20 protein-coding genes and 1 riboswitch are annotated in these 18,448 nt (G+C 71.4%); of the genes, 9 read left to right on the forward strand and 11 right to left on the reverse strand.

Annotated elements, in window-relative coordinates; translation table 11 throughout:
- Positions 1 to 306: 306 nt before the first annotated feature.
- Positions 307 to 1,224 (reverse strand): N-acetylmuramic acid 6-phosphate etherase, encoded by a 918-nt coding sequence (murQ, locus tag ACZ407_RS28240; protein WP_468133088.1) that lies wholly within the window; start codon positions 1,222 to 1,224, stop codon positions 307 to 309.
- Positions 1,225 to 1,496: 272 nt separating this feature from the next.
- Between murQ and ACZ407_RS28245 the strand changes: the two genes are divergently transcribed.
- The 4 genes from ACZ407_RS28245 to ACZ407_RS28260 all read left to right on the forward strand — a co-directional run bounded on the left by ACZ407_RS28245 (position 1,497) and on the right by ACZ407_RS28260 (position 4,913).
- Positions 1,497 to 1,868, forward strand: coding sequence for a hypothetical protein (locus tag ACZ407_RS28245; protein WP_468133090.1), 372 nt, complete (start codon positions 1,497 to 1,499; stop codon positions 1,866 to 1,868).
- 7 nt (positions 1,869 to 1,875) lie between these two features.
- The gene (locus ACZ407_RS28250) at positions 1,876 to 2,145 is read left to right on the forward strand and encodes a DUF4031 domain-containing protein (protein ID WP_468133092.1); all 270 of its coding nucleotides are present in this window, start codon (positions 1,876 to 1,878) and stop codon (positions 2,143 to 2,145) included.
- Between the two features lie 208 nt (positions 2,146 to 2,353).
- Complete coding sequence (locus ACZ407_RS28255; protein WP_468133094.1) at positions 2,354 to 3,877, forward strand: PTS transporter subunit EIIC; 1,524 nt, start codon at positions 2,354 to 2,356, stop codon at positions 3,875 to 3,877.
- Between the two features lie 88 nt (positions 3,878 to 3,965).
- On the forward strand, positions 3,966 to 4,913 hold the full coding sequence (locus tag ACZ407_RS28260) for an FG-GAP-like repeat-containing protein (RefSeq protein ID WP_468133269.1): 948 nt from the start codon (positions 3,966 to 3,968) through the stop codon (positions 4,911 to 4,913).
- A 26-nt stretch (positions 4,914 to 4,939) separates the two neighbouring features.
- Here ACZ407_RS28260 and ACZ407_RS28265 read toward each other — a convergent pair whose 3' ends face one another.
- The 3 genes from ACZ407_RS28265 to ACZ407_RS28275 form a co-directional block, all read right to left on the reverse strand.
- Positions 4,940 to 5,542 carry a Uma2 family endonuclease gene (locus tag ACZ407_RS28265; protein ID WP_468133096.1) on the reverse strand — a complete coding sequence of 201 codons (603 nt, stop codon included), beginning with the start codon at positions 5,540 to 5,542 and terminating at the stop codon, positions 4,940 to 4,942.
- A 124-nt stretch (positions 5,543 to 5,666) separates the two neighbouring features.
- Entirely contained in the window at positions 5,667 to 6,002 is a 336-nt protein-coding gene (locus tag ACZ407_RS28270) for a thioredoxin family protein (protein ID WP_468133097.1), read from the reverse strand.
- Positions 6,003 to 6,068: 66 nt separating this feature from the next.
- The gene (locus tag ACZ407_RS28275; protein WP_468133098.1) at positions 6,069 to 7,538 is read right to left on the reverse strand and encodes a hypothetical protein; all 1,470 of its coding nucleotides are present in this window, start codon (positions 7,536 to 7,538) and stop codon (positions 6,069 to 6,071) included.
- 191 nt (positions 7,539 to 7,729) lie between these two features.
- Here ACZ407_RS28275 and ACZ407_RS28280 point away from each other — a divergent pair, with 191 nt between their 5' ends.
- A complete protein-coding gene (locus ACZ407_RS28280) occupies positions 7,730 to 8,578 on the forward strand; it encodes a LuxR family transcriptional regulator (protein WP_468133100.1) in 849 nt (282 codons plus the stop codon).
- Here ACZ407_RS28280 and ACZ407_RS28285 read toward each other — a convergent pair.
- Both ACZ407_RS28285 and ACZ407_RS28290 read right to left on the reverse strand, forming a co-directional pair.
- Positions 8,565 to 9,200 carry a mycothiol-dependent nitroreductase Rv2466c family protein gene (locus tag ACZ407_RS28285; protein ID WP_468133102.1) on the reverse strand — a complete coding sequence of 212 codons (636 nt, stop codon included), beginning with the start codon at positions 9,198 to 9,200 and terminating at the stop codon, positions 8,565 to 8,567. The genes ACZ407_RS28280 and ACZ407_RS28285 overlap by 14 nt on opposite strands.
- 22 nt (positions 9,201 to 9,222) lie before the next feature.
- Positions 9,223 to 9,522 carry a hypothetical protein gene (locus ACZ407_RS28290; RefSeq protein ID WP_468133104.1) on the reverse strand — a complete coding sequence of 100 codons (300 nt, stop codon included), beginning with the start codon at positions 9,520 to 9,522 and terminating at the stop codon, positions 9,223 to 9,225.
- A gap of 129 nt (positions 9,523 to 9,651) precedes the next feature.
- On the opposite strand from ACZ407_RS28290, the gene ACZ407_RS28295 reads away from it, so the two are divergent.
- Positions 9,652 to 10,755: a helix-turn-helix domain-containing protein gene (locus tag ACZ407_RS28295; protein ID WP_468133106.1), complete on the forward strand. Its 1,104-nt coding sequence runs from the start codon at positions 9,652 to 9,654 to the stop codon at positions 10,753 to 10,755.
- A 66-nt stretch (positions 10,756 to 10,821) separates the two neighbouring features.
- Here the strand turns inward: ACZ407_RS28295 and ACZ407_RS28300 are convergent, their stop codons facing one another.
- Complete coding sequence (locus ACZ407_RS28300) at positions 10,822 to 11,295, reverse strand: carboxymuconolactone decarboxylase family protein (protein WP_468133271.1); 474 nt, start codon at positions 11,293 to 11,295, stop codon at positions 10,822 to 10,824.
- 340 nt (positions 11,296 to 11,635) lie between these two features.
- Between ACZ407_RS28300 and ACZ407_RS28305 the strand changes: the two genes are divergently transcribed.
- Both ACZ407_RS28305 and ACZ407_RS28310 read left to right on the forward strand, forming a co-directional pair.
- On the forward strand, positions 11,636 to 12,553 hold the full coding sequence (locus tag ACZ407_RS28305; protein ID WP_468133108.1) for a hypothetical protein: 918 nt from the start codon (positions 11,636 to 11,638) through the stop codon (positions 12,551 to 12,553).
- Positions 12,550 to 12,786 (forward strand): hypothetical protein, encoded by a 237-nt coding sequence (locus ACZ407_RS28310; protein ID WP_468133110.1) that lies wholly within the window; start codon positions 12,550 to 12,552, stop codon positions 12,784 to 12,786. Before ACZ407_RS28305 ends, ACZ407_RS28310 begins: the two co-directional genes overlap by 4 nt.
- A gap of 88 nt (positions 12,787 to 12,874) precedes the next feature.
- Here the strand turns inward: ACZ407_RS28310 and groL are convergent, their stop codons facing one another.
- From groL to thrC, 4 genes are all read right to left on the reverse strand, one after another.
- Positions 12,875 to 14,494, reverse strand: coding sequence for a chaperonin GroEL (gene groL / locus ACZ407_RS28315; protein ID WP_226734284.1), 1,620 nt, complete (start codon positions 14,492 to 14,494; stop codon positions 12,875 to 12,877).
- A gap of 371 nt (positions 14,495 to 14,865) precedes the next feature.
- Entirely contained in the window at positions 14,866 to 15,072 is a 207-nt protein-coding gene (locus ACZ407_RS28320; protein WP_030009783.1) for a cold-shock protein, read from the reverse strand.
- A gap of 399 nt (positions 15,073 to 15,471) precedes the next feature.
- Positions 15,472 to 15,750, reverse strand: a complete 279-nt coding sequence (locus ACZ407_RS28325) for a MoaD/ThiS family protein (protein WP_468133112.1) — start codon at positions 15,748 to 15,750, stop codon at positions 15,472 to 15,474.
- Positions 15,751 to 15,784: 34 nt separating this feature from the next.
- Positions 15,785 to 17,068 (reverse strand): threonine synthase, encoded by a 1,284-nt coding sequence (gene thrC, locus ACZ407_RS28330; RefSeq protein WP_468133114.1) that lies wholly within the window; start codon positions 17,066 to 17,068, stop codon positions 15,785 to 15,787.
- A 17-nt stretch (positions 17,069 to 17,085) separates the two neighbouring features.
- Positions 17,086 to 17,242: riboswitch (SAM riboswitch) on the reverse strand.
- A 185-nt stretch (positions 17,243 to 17,427) separates the two neighbouring features.
- On the opposite strand from thrC, the gene ACZ407_RS28335 reads away from it, so the two are divergent.
- Entirely contained in the window at positions 17,428 to 18,393 is a 966-nt protein-coding gene (locus ACZ407_RS28335) for a glucosyl-3-phosphoglycerate synthase (RefSeq protein WP_468133116.1), read from the forward strand.
- The last annotated feature ends 55 nt before the right edge of the window (positions 18,394 to 18,448 follow it).

Consider the following 18,448-nt stretch of genomic DNA (forward strand, 5'->3'; position numbering starts at 1 on the left):
CCAAGCCCCGCCGGCGATTGAGGCGCGGGGGTGCGGGGGCGGAGCCCCCGAAGGGCCCGGGCCGTGACCCTGCGGGGCTTTCCCCTACCCGCCCCTTCCCGAACCGGGGCTCCGCCCCGTGCCCCGCGCCTCAATCGCCGGCGGGGCTGAAAAGCCCGGGGCTCCGCCCCAGACCCCGCGCCTCAAACGCCGGCGAGGCTGAAGGTTGCCCCGCGAGGCTGGAGTGTGCCCGGCGGGGCTGCAATGGCCCCCCGCAGACAGACCCTGCGGGTGAAATCAAGCCTCGTCGGCGATTGAGGCGCGGGGTCAGGGGGAGTTGGGCAAGGCGTTGCGGAGATGGCCTTGGGTCGCGGACAGGCGCCGCGCCGCGGTCGGCGCGTCGACGCCCCCGAGGATGACCAGGATCGCCTGCTTGACCTCGCCGCCCGTCGCCTCCAGCGCCGCCTCGATCTCCCCGTCCCCCGCCCCCGTCGCCAGCGCGACGATCCGCCGCGACCGCGCCCGCAGCTTCTCGTTCGTGGCCCGTACGTCGACCATCAGGTTCCCGTACGTCTTGCCCAGCCGGATCATCGTGATCGTCGAGATCATGTTGAGGACCAGCTTCTGGGCCGTGCCGGCCTTCAACCGGGTGGATCCGGCGAGGAGTTCCGGACCGACCACGACCTCGATCCCGTACTCGGCCGCCTCCCCCAGCGGACTGCCCTCGTTGCAGGACAGCCCCACCGTCAGCGCCCCCGCCGCCCGCCCGTACGCGACCGCCCCGAGCGCGTACGGCGTGCGCCCGGAGGCCGAGATGCCGACGACCGTGTCGGCCGCGGTCAGGCCCAGCGCCGCCAGGTCGGACTCGGCCAGCTCCCGCGAGTCCTCGGCCCCCTCCACCGCCCGGAGCACGGCCTCCGGCCCGCCCGCGATCAGGCCCACGACCTGCGAGGGGTCGGTGTTGAAGGTCGGCGGGCACTCGCTCGCGTCCAGGACGCCCATCCGGCCGGCCGTACCGGCGCCCGCGTACAGCAGCCGCCCGCCGCCCGCCATCCGGGCCGCGACCGCGTCGATCACCTCGGCGATCCGCGGGAGCTGCGCGGCGACGGCGGCCGGGACGGCGGCGTCCTCGGCGTTCATGGTGCGGGCGATGTCCAGCGTGGACTGCCGGTCGATCTCGGCGAGTTCGGGGCGGAAGGCCTCCGTGGTGAGGGATTCCAGCTGGGCGCGGAGCTCGGCGTACATGCGCGGTCGTCCCCTGTCCTGTCCGGTCCGGTGCGGTCCTGTCCTGTCCGGTCCGGTCCGGTGCGGTCCGGTCCTGACGGCCGGGGCTGCGGAGCGCGCCCCGTACGGACTACGGACGGTGAAGAATTTCTTCCTGCCTGCGGTCCGCTTCGCACCGTATTTTCAGGCCGGAGGGGGCGTCAAGGCGGCACAAGTGCGGATAAAAGGGCACATCCCGGCACTCTGGAAAGCGGGCCTTCGCCCCACTGGTCCCATGGGGTGAAAATGGGCCCATGGACCACGCGACCTCTTTGGAGAAGGCGCTTCACGCCGCCCGTGCCCTGGTGCTGGCCGACCTCGTAGCGGGTGAGGTCGCCGACGCCGGTGTCGTCACGCTCGTCGAGGACTCGGTCGTGCACCGCCGCTGGTGGGTGGAGCAGTGGCCCGAGGGGATCGACTACCTGGCCGGCCTCATAGCCCAGGACGTGCAGGACGCCCTGCTGGAGAAGTACGGTCGCTGGCCGCTGTGCCCGGTGTGCTCGCACGGCGATCCCCACGCGCTGGACGTGGAACCGGAGTTGGGGCCCGATCCGCACTGGGTGTGCGGGAAGGCGGGGGTCAAGGTGGCGTCGGTCGGGGCGCTCGGCGGGGTGTTCGGCCGGTGACCGGCGCGTGACGGTCTACATCGACCCGCCCACCTGGCCGGGTCACGGCCGCATGTGGTCGCACCTGGTCAGCGATGTCTCGTACGAGGAGCTGCACGCGTTCGCGGCGCGGATCGGGGCGCCGGAGCGGGCCTTCGACGGAGACCACTACGACGTGCCGTCGGAGCGGTACGGGGACGCGGTGGCGGCGGGGGCGGTCGAGGTCGGCAGCAAGGAGCTGGTCCGACGCCTGACGCAGGCGGGCCTCCGCCGGCCGAAGGGCCGCCCGGCCCCGTAGCCGCCAGACCCCGTAGGCGCCCGGCCCGTAGCCGCCGGCTGCCAGACCGTGCAGTCGCCGGCCGCCCGACCCCGCAGCCGCCGCCCGCCCCGCCCCTCGGGCGCTGCGCGGGGGTCAAGCGGCGGGTCCCGCTGTTACGGGAAGGGGCGGGTGGGGGAAAGCCTCGCAGGGCACAGCCCGCCCCGCACACCCGAGCGCAAGGCACCCCATGGCACCGGACACCCCCCACCGCACCACCGCCGAGGCCCTCCTCCCCCTCCTCGGCGGCCCGGACAACATCCTCACCGTCGCCCACTGCATGACCCGCCTCCGCGTGGGCCTCCGCGACCGCTCCCTCGTCCAGGACGAAGCCCTGCGGGCCGTCCCCGCCGTCCTGGGCGTGGTCGACGGCGGGGACGGGGGCGGGGGCGGGGCCTGGGGCGGCACGTACCAGATCGTCCTCGGCCCGGGCACGGTCGCCCGGGTGACCCCGGAGTTCGAGGCCCTCCTCGCGGAGGCCGCCGCTCCCCCCGCTCAGGCCGCCCCCGACCTCGCCGCCCCCGACCTCGCCACCCGCGGCGCAGCCCTCAAGGACGCCCAGCGGGCCCGCAACGCCACCCCCCTCAAACTCCTCCTCCGCCGCATCGCGAACGTCTTCGTCCCCCTGATCCCCGCCCTCATCGGCTGCGGCATCATCGCCGGCCTGAACGGCCTGCTCCTCAACGCGCACCTGCTCCCCGGCATCGTCCCGTCCCTCGCCGCCATCGCCTCCGGCTTCATGTCGCTGATCGCCGTCTTCGTCGGCGTCAACACGGCCAGGGAGTTCGGCGGCACGCCGGTGCTCGGCGGGGCCGTGGCGGCCGTGATCGTCTTCCCGGGGGTGGCGAAGATCGAGGCCTTCGGGCAGCCCCTCGCCCCCGGCCAGGGCGGGGTCCTGGGCGCCCTGGCCGCGGCCCTGCTCGCCGTACGGGTGGAGAAGTGGTGCCGGCGCCGGGTGCCGGAGGCCGTGGACGTGCTGGTCACCCCGACCGTCACGGTCCTCGTCTCCGGCCTGGTGACCCTGTACGGCCTGATGTTCCTGGCCGGGGAGGTCTCCCACGCCATCGGCCTCTTCGCCGACCGCCTGCTCGCGTACGGCGGCGCCCTCGCCGGCCTGGTCCTCGGCGGGCTGTTCCTGCCCCTGGTGATGCTGGGCCTGCACCAGGCCCTGATCCCCATCCACACCACGCTCATCGAGCAGCAGGGCCACACCGTCCTGCTGCCCATCCTCGCGATGGCGGGCGCCGGGCAGGTGGGTGCGGCGGTCGCGGTCTGGTTCCGGCTGCCCGGCAACCCCTCCGTCCGCGCCACCATCCGGTCCGCCCTGCCCGCGGGCCTCCTGGGGGTGGGCGAGCCGCTGATCTACGGGGTCTCGCTCCCGCTGGGCCGCCCGTTCGTCACGGCGTGCGCGGGCGGGGCGGCGGGCGGCGCGTTCGTGGGCCTGTTCCACCAGCTCGGCGCCTCCTTCGGCGCCACCGCCATCGGCCCCTCCGGCTGGGCCCTCTTCCCCCTCCTCGACGGCTCCGCCGGCCCCCTGACCACCCTCGCCCTCTACGCCGGCGGCCTCCTCACCGCCTACCTGACGGGCTTCCTGGCCACCTACTTCTTCGGCTTCACCCCCCAGATGCTGACCGACCTCAACCCCGCACCCCCCGCCCCCTCGGCCACCGCCCCCACGCCCCCCGACCCGGAACCGTCCCCGGCCCGGACCTGACGTCACCGTTCGGAGCAGGCCGCGTCGGGACGTTCGGTCCGGACAAGGCCGGGCACAGGCTGGTTCCACGCGGTGACGGCCCACGCCTCTGCAAGCATGCGGCGCAGCAGTACGTTCCCGACCTGTTCGTGCTCCCACTCGAAAGGTCTCGCATGCAGGCGCCTTTCCTCCGCACACTCGCGGTGGCCACCACGCTGTCCGCTGCCGGGACAACTTCGGCGAGACCTCTGCCGTGGGCGATTTCGACGGAGACGGCCTGTCGGATCTGGCCATTGGCGCGACCGGAGAAAACCAGCATTCCGGACAAGTCACGGTCGTCTGGGGAACACTCGGCGGACTCGCGAAAGCCGTGACGGTCAAGGACCCACACCCCCTGCCGGCTCCGCCTGCCGACCCAAGTCAATTCCGCATGTGGGGTTCCAAGCTCGCGGCCGGCGACTTCGACGGAGACGGCAAGGACGAGCTTGTCCTTGCTGAGCCGGGCGCCCGGAACGGGGCAGGCCAGGTCCGGGTCTTCCCCGGTTCCGCCACCGGCCCCTCCCGAACGCCTCGTCTCGTGCACCAGGAGACCGCGGGCGTTCCGGGCGTCTCGGAGCCCGAGGACCGGTTCGGAAGCGATGTCAGCCTGGGGGATGTCAACGCGGACGGCTTCGCGGACCTGCTGGTCGGTGCATTCGGCCAGACCGTCTCCGGCAGAGCACTGGCCGGCCGCGTCACCGTGATCCAGGGGTCTCCCCACGGGTTGGACACGGCCTACGGCGCCCGTTCACTGGACCGCGAAACCGGGCCGGTTCCGGGATCGGCCCGGGTCGGGGAGCAGTTCGGCGGTGCGGTGCACATGGCCGACACCAATGGTGACCGGCGTGCCGAGCTGTTCGTGGGTTCGGGCAACGCGTACGTCACCGACCTCGACCGCCCCTCGCTGACCTGCCTCTCCTACACAGCGGGGCGTATCACGGACACCTGGCAGGCAACCGCAGCCGACCTCCGGCTGCCGGGATCCGGGGTCGGTCTCGGGCGCTCGTTCGCCCGCTGAACCCTTCGCAGGGACACCAGGGCAGGTCAGCCCGGGAAGATCCCCGTGTCGAGCTTCAGCTCGAAGGGGGCGGGGAGCTCCAGGGGGCTGCCGAACGGCACCCGGTGGGTGTCCTGGTAGGCGCCGTTCCTGGGGTGGCTGAAGAGCGTGGCGGTGGGGCCGTGCGGGTCGAAGCGGTCGATCAGCACGTACAGCGGGACCGGAGCATGGGCGTAGGCCCAGAGCTTCTTCTTGCGGTCGTCGTCGGCGTTCCCCTTCGAGGTGATCTCGACGACGAGCTTCGCCTCGGCAGCGTCGACCGGCGCACTCGCATCCGGGTCCACGCCTTCGACCAGTTCCGAGGGCATGACCACCAGGTCCGGCACGTACAGCTTCGCCAGCGGGGCGATCTCGATGCCGAGCGTCTGGTAGACCTCCCACTCCGAGGGCAGCACTCCGTAGAGTGCGCGCTGCACCCTCGCGGCGATCCCGTTGTGGTGGCGGTGGGGCGGCGGCACCAAGGTGATCTGTCCTCCGTCGATCTCGGCGCGCCAGCCCTCCGGCACGTCCAGTTCACGCCAGCTCTGCAGCAGGTACTCCCACGCACGGCCACCGGTGTTCCGGCCGGGCTCGACCATGGCAGCGGTCATCGCGGGTCCCCTCTCCTGTGGCCCATGGGCGTGAACGTAGATCAGCGGTCAGGCGGCCCGGGACCGCCTTCCCTCAGCGTCCCACGATCGGGCGACGCGTGCAGCAACCCCCGCCCGGCTCCTGCTAGAGGTGCGCGTCCAGGAAGGTGCGGACGCCTGCTGCGTCCACCGCCTCGTCCGTGCGGGCGACCGGCTCGCCGTCGCGGAGGAGGACGAAGGTGGGGGCGCCCAGGACCTCGTAGCGCTTGGTGGCCGCCGGGCAGCGGACGATGTCGGTGCGGACGAACGCGACCCGGCCGGCGTACTCGCGGGCCAGGTCGCGCACGAGGGGCTCCAGGGTCTTGCAGGGGGCGGACCAGACGCCCCAGAAGAAGGCGAGCACCGGCCGACCGGGCAGGTGGGCGAGGACGAAGTCGAACTCCGCGTCCTCCTTCGGGTGGTGCATTCCGACTGCTGCCATGCGGCTCTCTCCTCCGTGTCGCGGCCGGCCCGCCGGCCGCCGCCCCCATCCTCCCCCGCCCGCGGGTCAGCGGGTCGTCGGGTTCACCCGCACCGGCGCCTTGTCGTTCGCGACGTTCCGGTCCTCGAAGTCGTCCGTGAGGACCCGCACCGAGAACGTGCCGGAGACGTTCCTGAGCGTCCGGGTCAGCTTCAGGGTGAAGGTGTACGAGAACTCCTCCTGCGGCTTCACGTAGCTGCGGCCGCCCGGCGGGACCACCGTGCAGGAGTGGTGCTTCACGGTGCCGTCCGCCCGCTTGACCGCCGTGCACGCGGGGTCGGCCTTGACCACCTTGACCCCCTCCGGCAGCTTCAGGATCCCCAGGACCTGCCGCGCCGAGTAGAAGTAGGCGGGGCCGTGGTTGCGCAGCCTGACCGTGGCCTTCACCGTGTCACCGGCCTTGCCGCGCACGGTGGTGCCCACGGTGCCGAAGTCCGCCCACGCGTCCTGCACCTCCAGCGACCCCCAGTAGTGGCTGTTGTAGGGGTTCACGTCCCGGCCGTGCTCGCCGATCTGCTGCGCCGCGGCCGTGGGCACCTGCACGAACGCGAGCTCGGGTCCGGTGCCCGGGCGGGCCTTGTGCGCGTCCTGACGCCAGATCCTGCGGTGTTCCGCGTTGTCCTCGTCCACCCGGATCTCGAAGTGCTCCGAGTACCGGGCCCAGTCGGCGACGCGCATCGCGATCGGGGACGCCAGGCGGTAGGTCTTGCCGGGCTCGAAGGTGCCCTTGATGCGGCACTGGTAGGTGGCCACGGTGTCGAGGTCGCTCTCCGGCCGGCCGAGCATTCCGCCGAGGCGGTACGAGCAGTTGCGGTGGGTGTCACCCGTCTGGACGCCGTACGTGGCCTCCGCGGTCAGCAGGACGTCGGTGACGGGCTCGGTGCCCTTGTTGGTGAAGGTGAACGGCAGCGGGATCTTCGCGCCCCGCTTGGGCGTGCGGTTGTGCTTGGGCATCGTCATGGCGAGGTCGGGGCCGCCGACCTCCACCGTGGTGGTGACGGACTCCACCGTGCGCCCGGGGGCGTCCACCGACACCGTCACGGCCCCCTTGTCGCCGACCTTGGCGCCGGGCCGGGGGTACAGGGCGATCGAGGCCAGCCAGCCGTCGGCGGTGTTCTTGCGGATCAGGCCGAACTGCGGCTTGCAGATCATCTTGGTGCCGGTGGTCTTGCAGTAGACCGACCTGGGCTCGTCGGGCTCGGCCCTGATGAAGGCGTCGACCCCCGCGAGGTCCACGGTGATGGTGTACCCGGCAGGGACGGCCGCACCCGGGTTGTCGTAGCGGACCTCCAGCCGCCGCCAGTACCCGAGGCCTACGTTGACGGGCCACGAGGAGAGCGTGATGGGCGGCTCGGCGGGGTCGGGAGCGGGGGCCGGGGCCGGGGTGGCGGGCGCGGAGGCCGCCGCCGGGGCCGCCGGCTCGGCGGCGGAGACCGGCGCCGACAGGGCGAGGGCCGCCAGGCCGGCCGCGGCCGGCAGGAGGAGACGAGTCTTCATGCCCGGTTCGACCGGTTCGGCCCGCCGGACGTTGTACGTCCGGTGATCACGAAAAGAAGACGGCTAACGGACCGTCGGATTCCGAACACTGCCTGGTCACAAGCACGTCACCAGGGGGGCCGAAGGCCCACCCCCGTGGAGCCTTCGGCCATCCTGGTCCCGGACGTAGACGCAGATCCGGGGGGATACGGATGCCGCAGCAGAGGGAAACGAGTGCCGCAGATCCGCAACAGGCGCTGAGGGAAGCCGCCTGGCACCTGGGTGAGCTGGCACGCCGGCTCACGGCCGGAGCGGACTCGATCGCCCGCGCCGGCAAGGGGCCGCAACCACCCGGCGACGGGCCCGGGTTCAGCTACGTGCACGGCAAGCCGGAGATACTCGCCGCCATGCAGGACCACCTGGACGCCGCCCAGGAGGAGATCCTCACCGCCCAGCCGGAGGGCCCCCGCCCGGGCGCGGTCCTCCAGGCCGCGCTGGAGGCCGTCCGCGGCCGGATCTCCGCCGGGGTCGCGATGCGGACGCTGTACCAGCACAGCACCCGCTTCGACGAGGCCACCAAGGAGTACGTCCGCACGGCCACGTCGTACGGCGCCCAGATCCGCACCCTGGACGAGTTCTTCGACCGCCTGATCATCGTGGACCGCAAGGCGGCGTTCCTGCCCGCCAACGCCGACCGCTCCATTGCCGCCGTCGTCACCGAGCCCGCCGTGGTCCGCTTCCTCACCGACATCTTCGAACGGGCCTGGGACCGCGCCGCCCCCTACCCCTTCGTCCCCGTCCGCGCCGCCGAGGCCGCCGCCGACGTGGTCCCCGCGATCCGCGAGGCCATCGCCAAACTGCTCGCCGAGGGCCGGTCGGACCGCGAGATCGCGCGCCGGCTGGGTCTCAGCCTGCGCTCGCTCCAGTCGCACGTCTCCCACCTGAAGACGGAGTACGGCGCCGCACACCGCTTCCAGCTAGGCTTCCTGATCGGCCGCGAGACCGCCCCGCGGTGCCCCGCGGAGCCGACGGGTGCCGACCCGGCCGTCAGTCGAACCTGAGCGCCCCCGTCCGGGTCCGCTTCAGCTCGAAGAAGTCCGGGTACGAGGCCAGGGTCCGCGCGGCGTCGAAGAGCCGCGCCGCCTCCTCCCCGCGCGGGATGGAATTGAGCACCGGCCCGAAGAAGGCCACCCCGTCGATGTGGATCGTGGGCGTCCCCACGTCCTCGCCGACCGGTTCCATGCCCTCGCGGTGGCTGCGCCGCAGCGCCTCGTCGTACGCATCGGTGTCCGCGGCGCCGAGCAGCTCCGCGGGCAGACCGGTCTCCTCCAGGGACTCCTTGGCGACCGCCAGGAAGTCCTTGTTCCCCAGCTTGTGGATCCGCGTCCCCATCGCCGTGTACAGCGCGGGCAGCTCCTGCTCCCCGTGCCGCTCGGCGACCGCCGCGCAGATCCGCGTCAGCGCCAGCGAGCGGTCCACCAGGTCCCGGTACCAGTCCGGGAGCTCCCGGCCCTCGTTGAGCACGTACAGGCTCATCACCCGGAACCGCAGGTCCAGTTCGCGGTGCGCCTGCACCTCGGTGATCCACCGCGAGGTGATCCACGCGAAGGGGCAGGCGGGATCGAAGTAGAAGTCGACTTCCGCGGCAGTCTGTTCGTTCCGTACGTCAGGTGCGCTCGTCACCCCTCGACTCTGCCACCGGGGGTCACTCCGCCACCACCGTCCCCATGGCTCGGGTCGCCGCATTGCACATATCCCTGGGGTCAGGGTCGAGCGCCGCCGCATCGATGAACAGCCGCGCCCCGCGGAGGGTCGCCGCGAGCTGTGCGGCGGTGGCCGGATTGCACCGGCCCAGGTCGATCAGCGGGCGCGGGTCGTTCCCGGCGCTCGATACGGGGTCCAGCCGGACGGAGGGCAGGGCGATCCCCGCCTCCTCCAGCTCGGCCCGCAGGTCCCCGAGCACCTCCTCCGCCAGCCGCATCCGCGCCGCCCAGTCCGTACCCATGCGCCTCTCCTTTCACCCCGCACTCTGAGTAGTGCGTTCACGCACACAGCGTGGCGGGCGGCGCTACGGTGGGAACAGGGCGACGGGCCCAACAAACCCGTTGTTGGATGCTGCGTTGGGAGATCCCGGATGCCGGAGCCGCGCAAGATCGACCCCTCCCGGTCCCCACGGGCCTTCTACGGAGCCGAACTCCGCCACCACCGCGAGCGCGCCGGGCTCACCCAGCAAGAGCTGGGCGAGGCGCTGTACGTGAGCGGCTCGTTCATCGGCCAACTGGAGGCCGGGACACGGCGCGTTCAGGAGGAGTACGCGCGACGGCTGGACGAAGTCTTGGACGCGAAGGGGTTCTTCGTCCGCAACCTGGCGGCCGGGCAGACCTCGCGCTACCCCGACCATTTTGCAAACGTGGTCGAGCGGGAGGGGGAGGCCAACGAGATCCAGGAGTACGCGCCGATACTCGTTCCGGGACTGCTCCAGACCGCCGAGTACGCCCGCGCCATCTTCCGGTCGGCGAATCCGACCTGGCCGCCGGACGAGATCACCGAGGCCGTCGATGCGCGGCTGGCGCGGGCGCGCATCCTCGCCGGCCGGGGCCAGGTGCGGGTGTGGGTGGTCTTGGACGAAGCCGTCATCCGCCGCCCCGTGGGCGGTCACGCGGCCATGGGGGCGCAGCTGCGCCACATCGCGGGCCTCGTCGAGAGCGGGCGAATCATCGTTCAGGTGCTGCCGTACGGCGAGGGCGCGCACGGAGCCATGCAAGGCTCGGTGAAGCTGATGTCCTTCCCCGACGCGCCACCGGTCGCCTACGTTCAAAGCATCGAAACAGGGCGGCTGTTGGACGACCCGCCCGTGGTGGCTCAGTGCCGCCACCTCTACGATCTTGCAAGGGCGGCGGCCAAGTCCCCGGACACATCCCTGGCCATGCTCGAAGCGGCAGCGGAGGCACACGAGATGCACAACGACTACGACCTGAGCCAGGCCATCTGGAGCAAGTCCAGCCGCAGCGGCGGCGACGGAGGCGACTGCGTCGAGGTCGGGCACGACTTCCCGGACGCAGCCTGGCGCAAGTCCACGTACAGCGGTGGCGGTGGCGACGACTGCGTGGAGGTCGCCACCGTCGAGGGTGTCGTCCCCGTGCGGGATTCAAAGCGCCGCGGCACCGGCCCGGTGCTCGTGTTCCGGGCCGCCGCGTGGGCGCCGTTCGTGCGGGCCGCCGGAACCGGGGCGCTCTGACCACACGGCGAGGCCCGGCCGGGGCTTGAGCCCCGGCCGGGCCTCGCGGGCAGCGCCGCGCCCCGGTTACGCGAACTGGCCCGGCTGGTACGAGCCCGCCGGCTGCTGGACGATGACGTTCAGGCGGTTGAAGGCGTTGATGATCGCTATCAGCGCGACGAGGGCGGCGAGCTGCTCCTCGTCGTAGTGCTTGGCCGCGTTCGCCCAGACCGCGTCCGGGACCCCGCCGGCCGCGTCCGCGATCCGGGTGCCTTCCTCGGCGAGCTCCAGGGCCGCGCGCTCGGCCTCGGTGAAGCAGGTGGCCTCGCGCCAGACCGCGACCAGGCTCAGGCGCAGGGCCGTCTCGCCCGCGGCGGTTGCCTCCTTGACGTGCATGTCGGTGCAGAATCCGCAGCCGTTGATCTGGCTGGCGCGGATCTTCACCAGTTCCTGGACCGCGTGCGGCAGGGTCGAACCGTGCAGGGCGCGCCCGGCGGCGACGAGGTGCTTGCCGGCCTTGCCGGCGATGGCGCTGGCGTGGAGGTTGAGGCGGGCGTCCATGGTGAACTCCTTCGTCGTGATCGGCGACTTCACCTCTATGACGGATCGGGTCGGCGGGATGTGACACGGCCCGATGTGACGCCCGTCACCCCCGGCTCGGGGCCCGAAGCTCAAGTTCCGGCGGTCGAGCCGTTTGTGTTCGGAATGGGTGGTGGGCGGAGCCCACCACCCCCCACCACCCTCCCAACCGCCCACCACAGCATGCGGTATGACAATCCGTGATCGGCTTGCAACGGAGTGCCACGGGGCTCTAACTTGCGGCTGGAAACGTAGAAGGCCCCCGCAGGTGCCACAAACACCGACGAGGGCCAGACCAGCGAGAGATCGAGCAAGGATCCCCGTGGACGACACCCAGCTTAGGGCTGCCCCGCACCCCCTCGCCAAGCCCGGTTACGGAAAAATCGCCGCACCGGAGCAACGGCCCCGCTCTGCCGACGACTTCGCGCGCCTCCCGGCCCGCGAGGCGGCCGTCGCCGCGTACATCGACCGGCTGCCCGAGGGCTCGGACATCAGCGTCAAGACCCTCGCCGCGGTCCTGCCCCTGTGGGGCCAGTGCGCCCTGCGCACCGCACTCAACCGCCTGACGACAGCGGGGCACTTGCACCGCGTCCGGCAGCAACTGCCCGGCCAGGGAACCCGCTGGGTCACCCGTACCTTCTTCTCCCGGACCGCGCGCGACGGCGCCTGGTGGACCACGTTCACCCGCAGGGAGTCCCCCGCACCGGCCGCCCCTCCACCACCCTCCCCGGAACCGCCGCCCTCCCCGGTGCCCACCGCACCGCCCCCGGCCGCCGCCGCCCCGGAGCCACCCGTACCCCCGCCCTCGGACGCGTACGGCATCCTCTCCTCGCTGGGCCGCAGCAGCCCCGCCCTGGCGCTCTCCAAGGCCGACTGCACGGCCCTCGCCCCGCTCCTGGTCCCCTGGCTGGACCGCGGCATCTCCCCCGACCGCATCCGGCTGACCCTCACCGCGGGCCTGCCGCCGGTGGTCCACCACCCGGCGGCCCTCATCCGCAAGCGCCTGGAGTCCAAACTCCCCGCCCCGCCCCCGGCCGCCCCGGCCCCGCAGGCCCCCGAGGCCCCGCCCCGCGCCGAGTGCACCGAATGCCAGGCCCCGGGCCCCGCCGCCGCCTTCACCGAAGGCCGCTGCCGCGCCTGCCGCCCGGACACCCCCCGCCCGCCGGTCTTCACCCCCACCCTCACCCCGGCCCAGGTCCGCACCCGTGCAGACCAGTGCCGCCGTACGCTGGGAGCATGAGCACTTTGCGGGATGAACTGCATGCACTCATCGACCGGCTTCCCGATGAGCAGGTCGCTCCGATACTGGCGATCGTGCGAGAGAGCACGATGAGCGAGGACGGCACGGAGGAATGGCCGCTGCCCGACTTCGTCGGCATGCTGCACAGCGGCAAGGGCGACCTCGCCGAACGCTCCGGCGACATCACAGTGGTGCGACCCAACCGCCCCGTTCCCTTCACTCTCCTGCCGTGAGCAAACGCCCGAGGGCGGCACCCCCTCCGCGTGACGCGAAAGGGATACCGCCCTCGGTGAGAACAGCCGATCTACCCGCAGGGGTGGATCAGAAGTCCATGTCACCGCCCGGCATGCCGCCCGGAGCGGCAGCAGCCTTCTCCGGCTTGTCGGCGATGACGGCCTCGGTGGTGAGGAACAGCGCGGCGATGGAGGCCGCGTTCTGCAGCGCGGAGCGCGTGACCTTCGCCGGGTCGATGATGCCCTCGGCGATCATGTCCACGTACTCGCCGGTGGCGGCGTTCAGGCCGTGGCCGACGGGCAGGTTGCGCACCTTCTCCACGATGACGCCACCCTCGAGGCCGGCGTTCACGGAGATCTGCTTCAGCGGGGCCTCGAGCGCCAGCTTGACGGCGGCGGCACCGGTGGCCTCGTCGCCCTCCAGCTCCAGCTTCTCGAAGACCTGGGAGGCCTGCAGCAGGGCCACGCCACCACCGGCGACGATGCCCTCCTCGACGGCCGCCTTCGCGTTGCGAACGGCGTCCTCGATGCGGTGCTTGCGCTCCTTGAGCTCGACCTCGGTCGCGGCACCGGCCTTGATGACCGCCACGCCGCCCGCGAGCTTCGCCAGGCGCTCCTGGAGCTTCTCGCGGTCGTAGTCCGAGTCGGAGTTCTCGATCTCGGCGCGGATCTGGTTCACGCGACCGGCGACCTGGTCGCTGTCACCGGCACCGTCGACGATGGTGGTCTCGTCCTTGGTGATGACGACCTTGCGGGCGCGGCCGAGCAGGTCGAGGCCCGCGTTCTCCAGCTTGAGGCCGACCTCCTCGGAGATGACCGTGCCACCGGTGAGGATGGCGATGTCGCCCAGCATGGCCTTGCGGCGGTCGCCGAAGCCCGGGGCCTTGACCGCGACGGACTTGAAGGTGCCGCGGATCTTGTTGACGACCAGGGTGGACAGGGCCTCGCCCTCGACGTCCTCGGCGATGATCAGCAGCGGCTTGCCGGACTGCATGACCTTCTCCAGCAGCGGAAGGAGGTCCTTCACGTTGCCGACCTTGGAGTTCACGATCAGGATGTACGGGTCCTCCAGCGAGGCCTCCATACGCTCCATGTCGGTGGCGAAGTACGCCGAGATGTAGCCCTTGTCGAAGCGCATGCCCTCGGTGAGCTCCAGCTCCAGACCGAAGGTCTGGGACTCCTCGACGGTGATGACGCCTTCCTTGCCGACCTTGTCCATGGCCTCGGCGATGAGCTCGCCGATCTGGGTGTCGGCGGCGGAGATGGAGGCCGTGGAAGCGATCTGCTCCTTGGTCTCGACATCCTTCGCCTGCTCCAGCAGGGCGCCCGAGACGGCCTCGACGGCCTTCTCGATACCACGCTTGAGGGCCATCGGGTTGGCGCCGGCGGCCACGTTGCGCAGGCCCTCGCGGACCAGGGCCTGGGCGAGGACGGTGGCGGTGGTCGTACCGTCGCCGGCGACGTCGTCCGTCTTCTTGGCGACTTCCTTGACCAGCTCGGCGCCGATCTTCTCGTACGGGTCCTCCAGCTCGATCTCCTTGGCGATGGACACACCATCGTTGGTGATCGTGGGGGCGCCCCACTTCTTCTCAAGGACGACGTTGCGACCCTTGGGGCCAAGGGTGACCTTGACGGCGTCGGCGAGCTGGTTCATGCCGCGCTCGAGACCGCGCCGGGCCTCCTCGTCGAACGCGATGATCTTGGCCATTGAAGTGGTCCTCCCGGACTGGGGTGGATTGCTTCGGACCGCGCCTGGCGCCCGCGACGGACGGCCTGCATGCCGTGCGGTTCCTTGCCCCGCAGGCCTGCGGGCCTCACCGACCCGGTCCTCGTCTTTATCACTCTCACCCGGAGAGTGCTAACGCCAATGATTAGCACTCGACCCCTCCGAGTGCAAGCGGCTCTCACGACTCGGCGGGGGCGCAGCGAAGGTCCGCGCACCCGTCCGGAAGGTGCGCGTGCCCCCGGTGCGGCGTACGCCTGCCGAAGGCGCCCCGCACACGCACGAGGGGCCCGCATCCGGTGTGGATGCAGGCCCCTCGTGCGTGTAAGCGTCGGTGGTCGGTCGATCGCCCGGGCTCAGCCGAGTGCGAGCTTGACCATGTCCGCCTGCGGACCCTTCTGGCCCTGCGAGATCTCGAACTCGACTCGCTGACCTTCTTCAAGGGTGCGGTACCCGTCCATCTGGATCGCGCTGTAGTGGACGAACACGTCCGCACCACCGTCGACCGCGATGAAGCCGTAGCCCTTCTCCGCGTTGAACCACTTGACGGTGCCCTGAGCCATGGCTAACTCCCCTGTTACTGGCCCTTGCAACAGGACCGCACTTCGCGGTCCCGGGTCAGAAAGTGCGCCGGAACGCTTCGACCGCGGCTGAATGTATCTGCCCGACCGCGGTCTGCAACAGGTCATTCCGACGAGAATTCAAGACACGTCAATACATCGACATCACGCGAAAACCGCGTAGATTCCCGGGCAAGTCGGGCAGGACAAATCCCACCCCAAGTGACATACGGCGCACGCACATTGGCCCGATGTCGCCCCTCGCCGACCGTACTCACACACGAGGAACACAAACAACGCCGGGGGCTACCCCAACCCTACCGCGCCCAATCAAGCAGAATTGCCCCCTCCGCTTTTGCGGAAGGGGCAATTCAGAAGAAGTCTTCGGAACTCCGGAAGGGGTCAGCAGCCGCCCGCGACCGCCGGGATGATCGACACGCCCGCGCCGTCCGGCGTGGCCGTCGCGAGGCCGCCCTCGAAGCGCACGTCGTCGTCGTTCACGTAGACGTTCACGAAGCGGCGCAGCTTGCCCTGGTCGTCGAGCACGCGGGCGGCGATGCCCGGGTGGTTGCTCTCCAGGGACGCGATGACCTCGGCGAGGGTGGCGCCCTCGGCGGGGACCTCGGCCCGGCCGCCGGTGTAGGTGCGCAGGATGGTGGGGATGCGGACGTTGACGCTCATGGCTCTACTGCCCTTCCGGGGTGCAGGGGGATGGTCAGGCCAGGCCGGCGGCGCGGAACGCGTCCAGGCTCGGGCGGATGGTCGCGGTCTGGCCGGTGCCGGAGACCGCTTCCAGGGTCTTGAGGCCGTCGCCGGTGTTGAGGACGACGGTGGTGAGGCTCGGGTCGAGGCGGCCGTCCTCGATGAGCTTCTTCGTCACGCCGACGGTCACGCCGCCCGCGGTCTCGGCGAAGATGCCCTCGGTCCGGGCGAGCAGCCGGATCGCGTCCACGACCTGCTCGTCGTTGACGTCCTCCACGTAGCCGCCGGTGCGGCGCGCGATGTCCAGGACGTACGGGCCGTCGGCCGGGTTGCCGATCGCCAGGGACTTGGCGATGGTGTTCGGCTTCTGCGGGCGGACCACCTCGTGGCCGGCCTTGAAGGCGGTGGAGACCGGGGAGCAGCCCTCGGCCTGGGCGCCGAAGATCTTGTACGGCTTGTCCTCGACCAGGCCCAGCTTGATGAGCTCCTGGAGACCCTTGTCGATCTTCGTGAGCTGGGAGCCGGAGGCGATCGGGATGACGATCTGGTCGGGCAGCTGCCAGCCGAGCTGCTCGCAGATCTCGTACGCCAGGGTCTTGGAGCCCTCGCCGTAGTAGGGGCGCAGGTTGACGTTGACGAAGCCCCAGCCCTCGCCCAGCGGGTCGCCGATGAGCTCGGAGCAGAAGCGGTTCACGTCGTCGTAGTTGCCCTCGATGCCGACCAGGTCCCCGCCGTACACCGCGGCCATGACGACCTTGCCCTGCTCCAGGTCGTGCGGGATGAACACGCAGGAGCGGAAGCCGGCGCGGGCGGCGGCGGCGCCGACGGCGCCGGCCAGGTTGCCGGTGGAGGAGCAGGAGAGGGTGGTGTAGCCGAAGGCGCGGGCGGCCTCGACGGCGATCGCGACGACGCGGTCCTTGAAGGAGTGCGTCGGGTTGCCGGAGTCGTCCTTGACGTAGAGCTTGCCGGTGACGCCCAGCTCCTTGGCCAGGTTCGCGGCGTCGACGAGCTTGGTGAAGCCGGGGTTCAGGTTCGGCTTGTCCGCCACGTCCGCCGGGACCGGCAGGAGGGGGGCGTAGCGCCAGATGCTGTCCGGGCCGGCCTCGATCTGCGCCCGGAGGGCCTCGGGATCACCGGCGGGCAGCTCGTACGCGACTTCGAGGGGGCCGAAACACTCGGCGCAGGCGAAGATGGGACCGAGGTCGAACCGCGTGCCGCACTCGCGACAGGACAGGGCGGCGGCGGGACCGAGATCGACGGAGGCGACCGGCGTAGGGGTAACAGTCTGTACAGCCATGATGGCGAGGCCCTTTCTCCTCATCTTCCCCATGGCGGACGTCGCCATGAGACGGAATTGGCACCTTCCCTAGCCGGTGGTGGCCTCGCTTCTGTTGCGGAGATCGCGAGTGAACCGACTGGAGGGTTGCCGGGGCTTCAACGGGCCGTGTCCCTCTGCCCCTCTGGATGAGCGGTATGGCTCCGGCGCTGCGCTCGCGCGCGGCCGGGCGTTTGTGCGCGGGGCGACCCCGACATGCGATGGTCGTCCGCGTTGTTCAAGACTGTAACCGAAGGTGCGGACCGTTGAGACGGGTGTCCGAACCGCGAGATGGATCACTTTTCGGCCGGAAAACGGTCAGGAACAGGGGAGTACCGACCGTGCTGGATGAGGTGGAGCGCTGGCTGGCCGGCCGTTCCTGGTCGGCCGCCGACCGTCCGCTCGACCTGCTGCTCGCAGCCAAACGGGCGGCGGGGACGACGGTCAGCGTGGTGCTGCCCGCGCTCGACGAGGAGGAGACGGTCGGGCAGATCGTCGAGGTGGTCCGGCGCGAGCTGATCGAGGCGGTTCCGCTGGTGGACGAGCTGGTCGTGGTGGACTCCGGGTCCGCCGACCGGACCGCCGAGGTGGCCGCGAAGGCGGGCGCCCGGGTGGTGCACCGGGACGAGATCCTGCCGCGGATCCCGGCCCTGCCGGGCAAGGGCGAGGTGCTGTGGCGCTCGCTGCTGGCGACCACCGGGGACGTCGTGTGCTTCGTGGACGCCGACCTGCGGGACTTCTCGGCCGATTTCGTGTCCGGGATCGTCGGCCCGCTGCTGACCGACCCGGACGTGCACTTCGTGAAGGCCATGTACGACCGGCCGCTGCGGCTGGCCGGGTCGGCGCAGGGCGACTCGCCGGGGCAGGGCGGCCGGGTCACGGAGCTGGTGGCCCGCCCGCTGCTCAACCTGCACTGGCCGCAGCTGGCCGGCTTCGTGCAGCCGCTGGGCGGGGAGTACGCCGTACGGAGGTCCCTGCTGGAGCGGCTGCCGTTCCCCGTCGGGTACGGGGTGGAGCTGGGCCTGCTGGTGGACGCCCTGCACACGGTCGGGCTGGACGCGCTGGCGCAGGTGGACGTGGGGGTGCGGATCCACCGGCACCAGGACGGGCAGGCACTGGGCCGGATGGCCGCCGCGATCTACCGGACCGCGCAGGTGCGGCTCTCGCGGGCGCACCTGGTGCGGCCCGAGCTGGTGCAGTTCGAGCGGGGCCCGGAGGGCTTCGTGCCGCGGACGTACCCGGTGGACACGGAGGAGCGGCCGCCGATGCGGGAGATCGAGGAGTACGGGCAGCGGCGCGTGGCCTGACCGGCCCGCGGGCACCGCGGCGTACCGGCCGGACGGCGTACCGCGCGTACGGGGT

It is taken from the genome of Streptomyces sp. NPDC030809 (genome assembly GCF_055572195.1).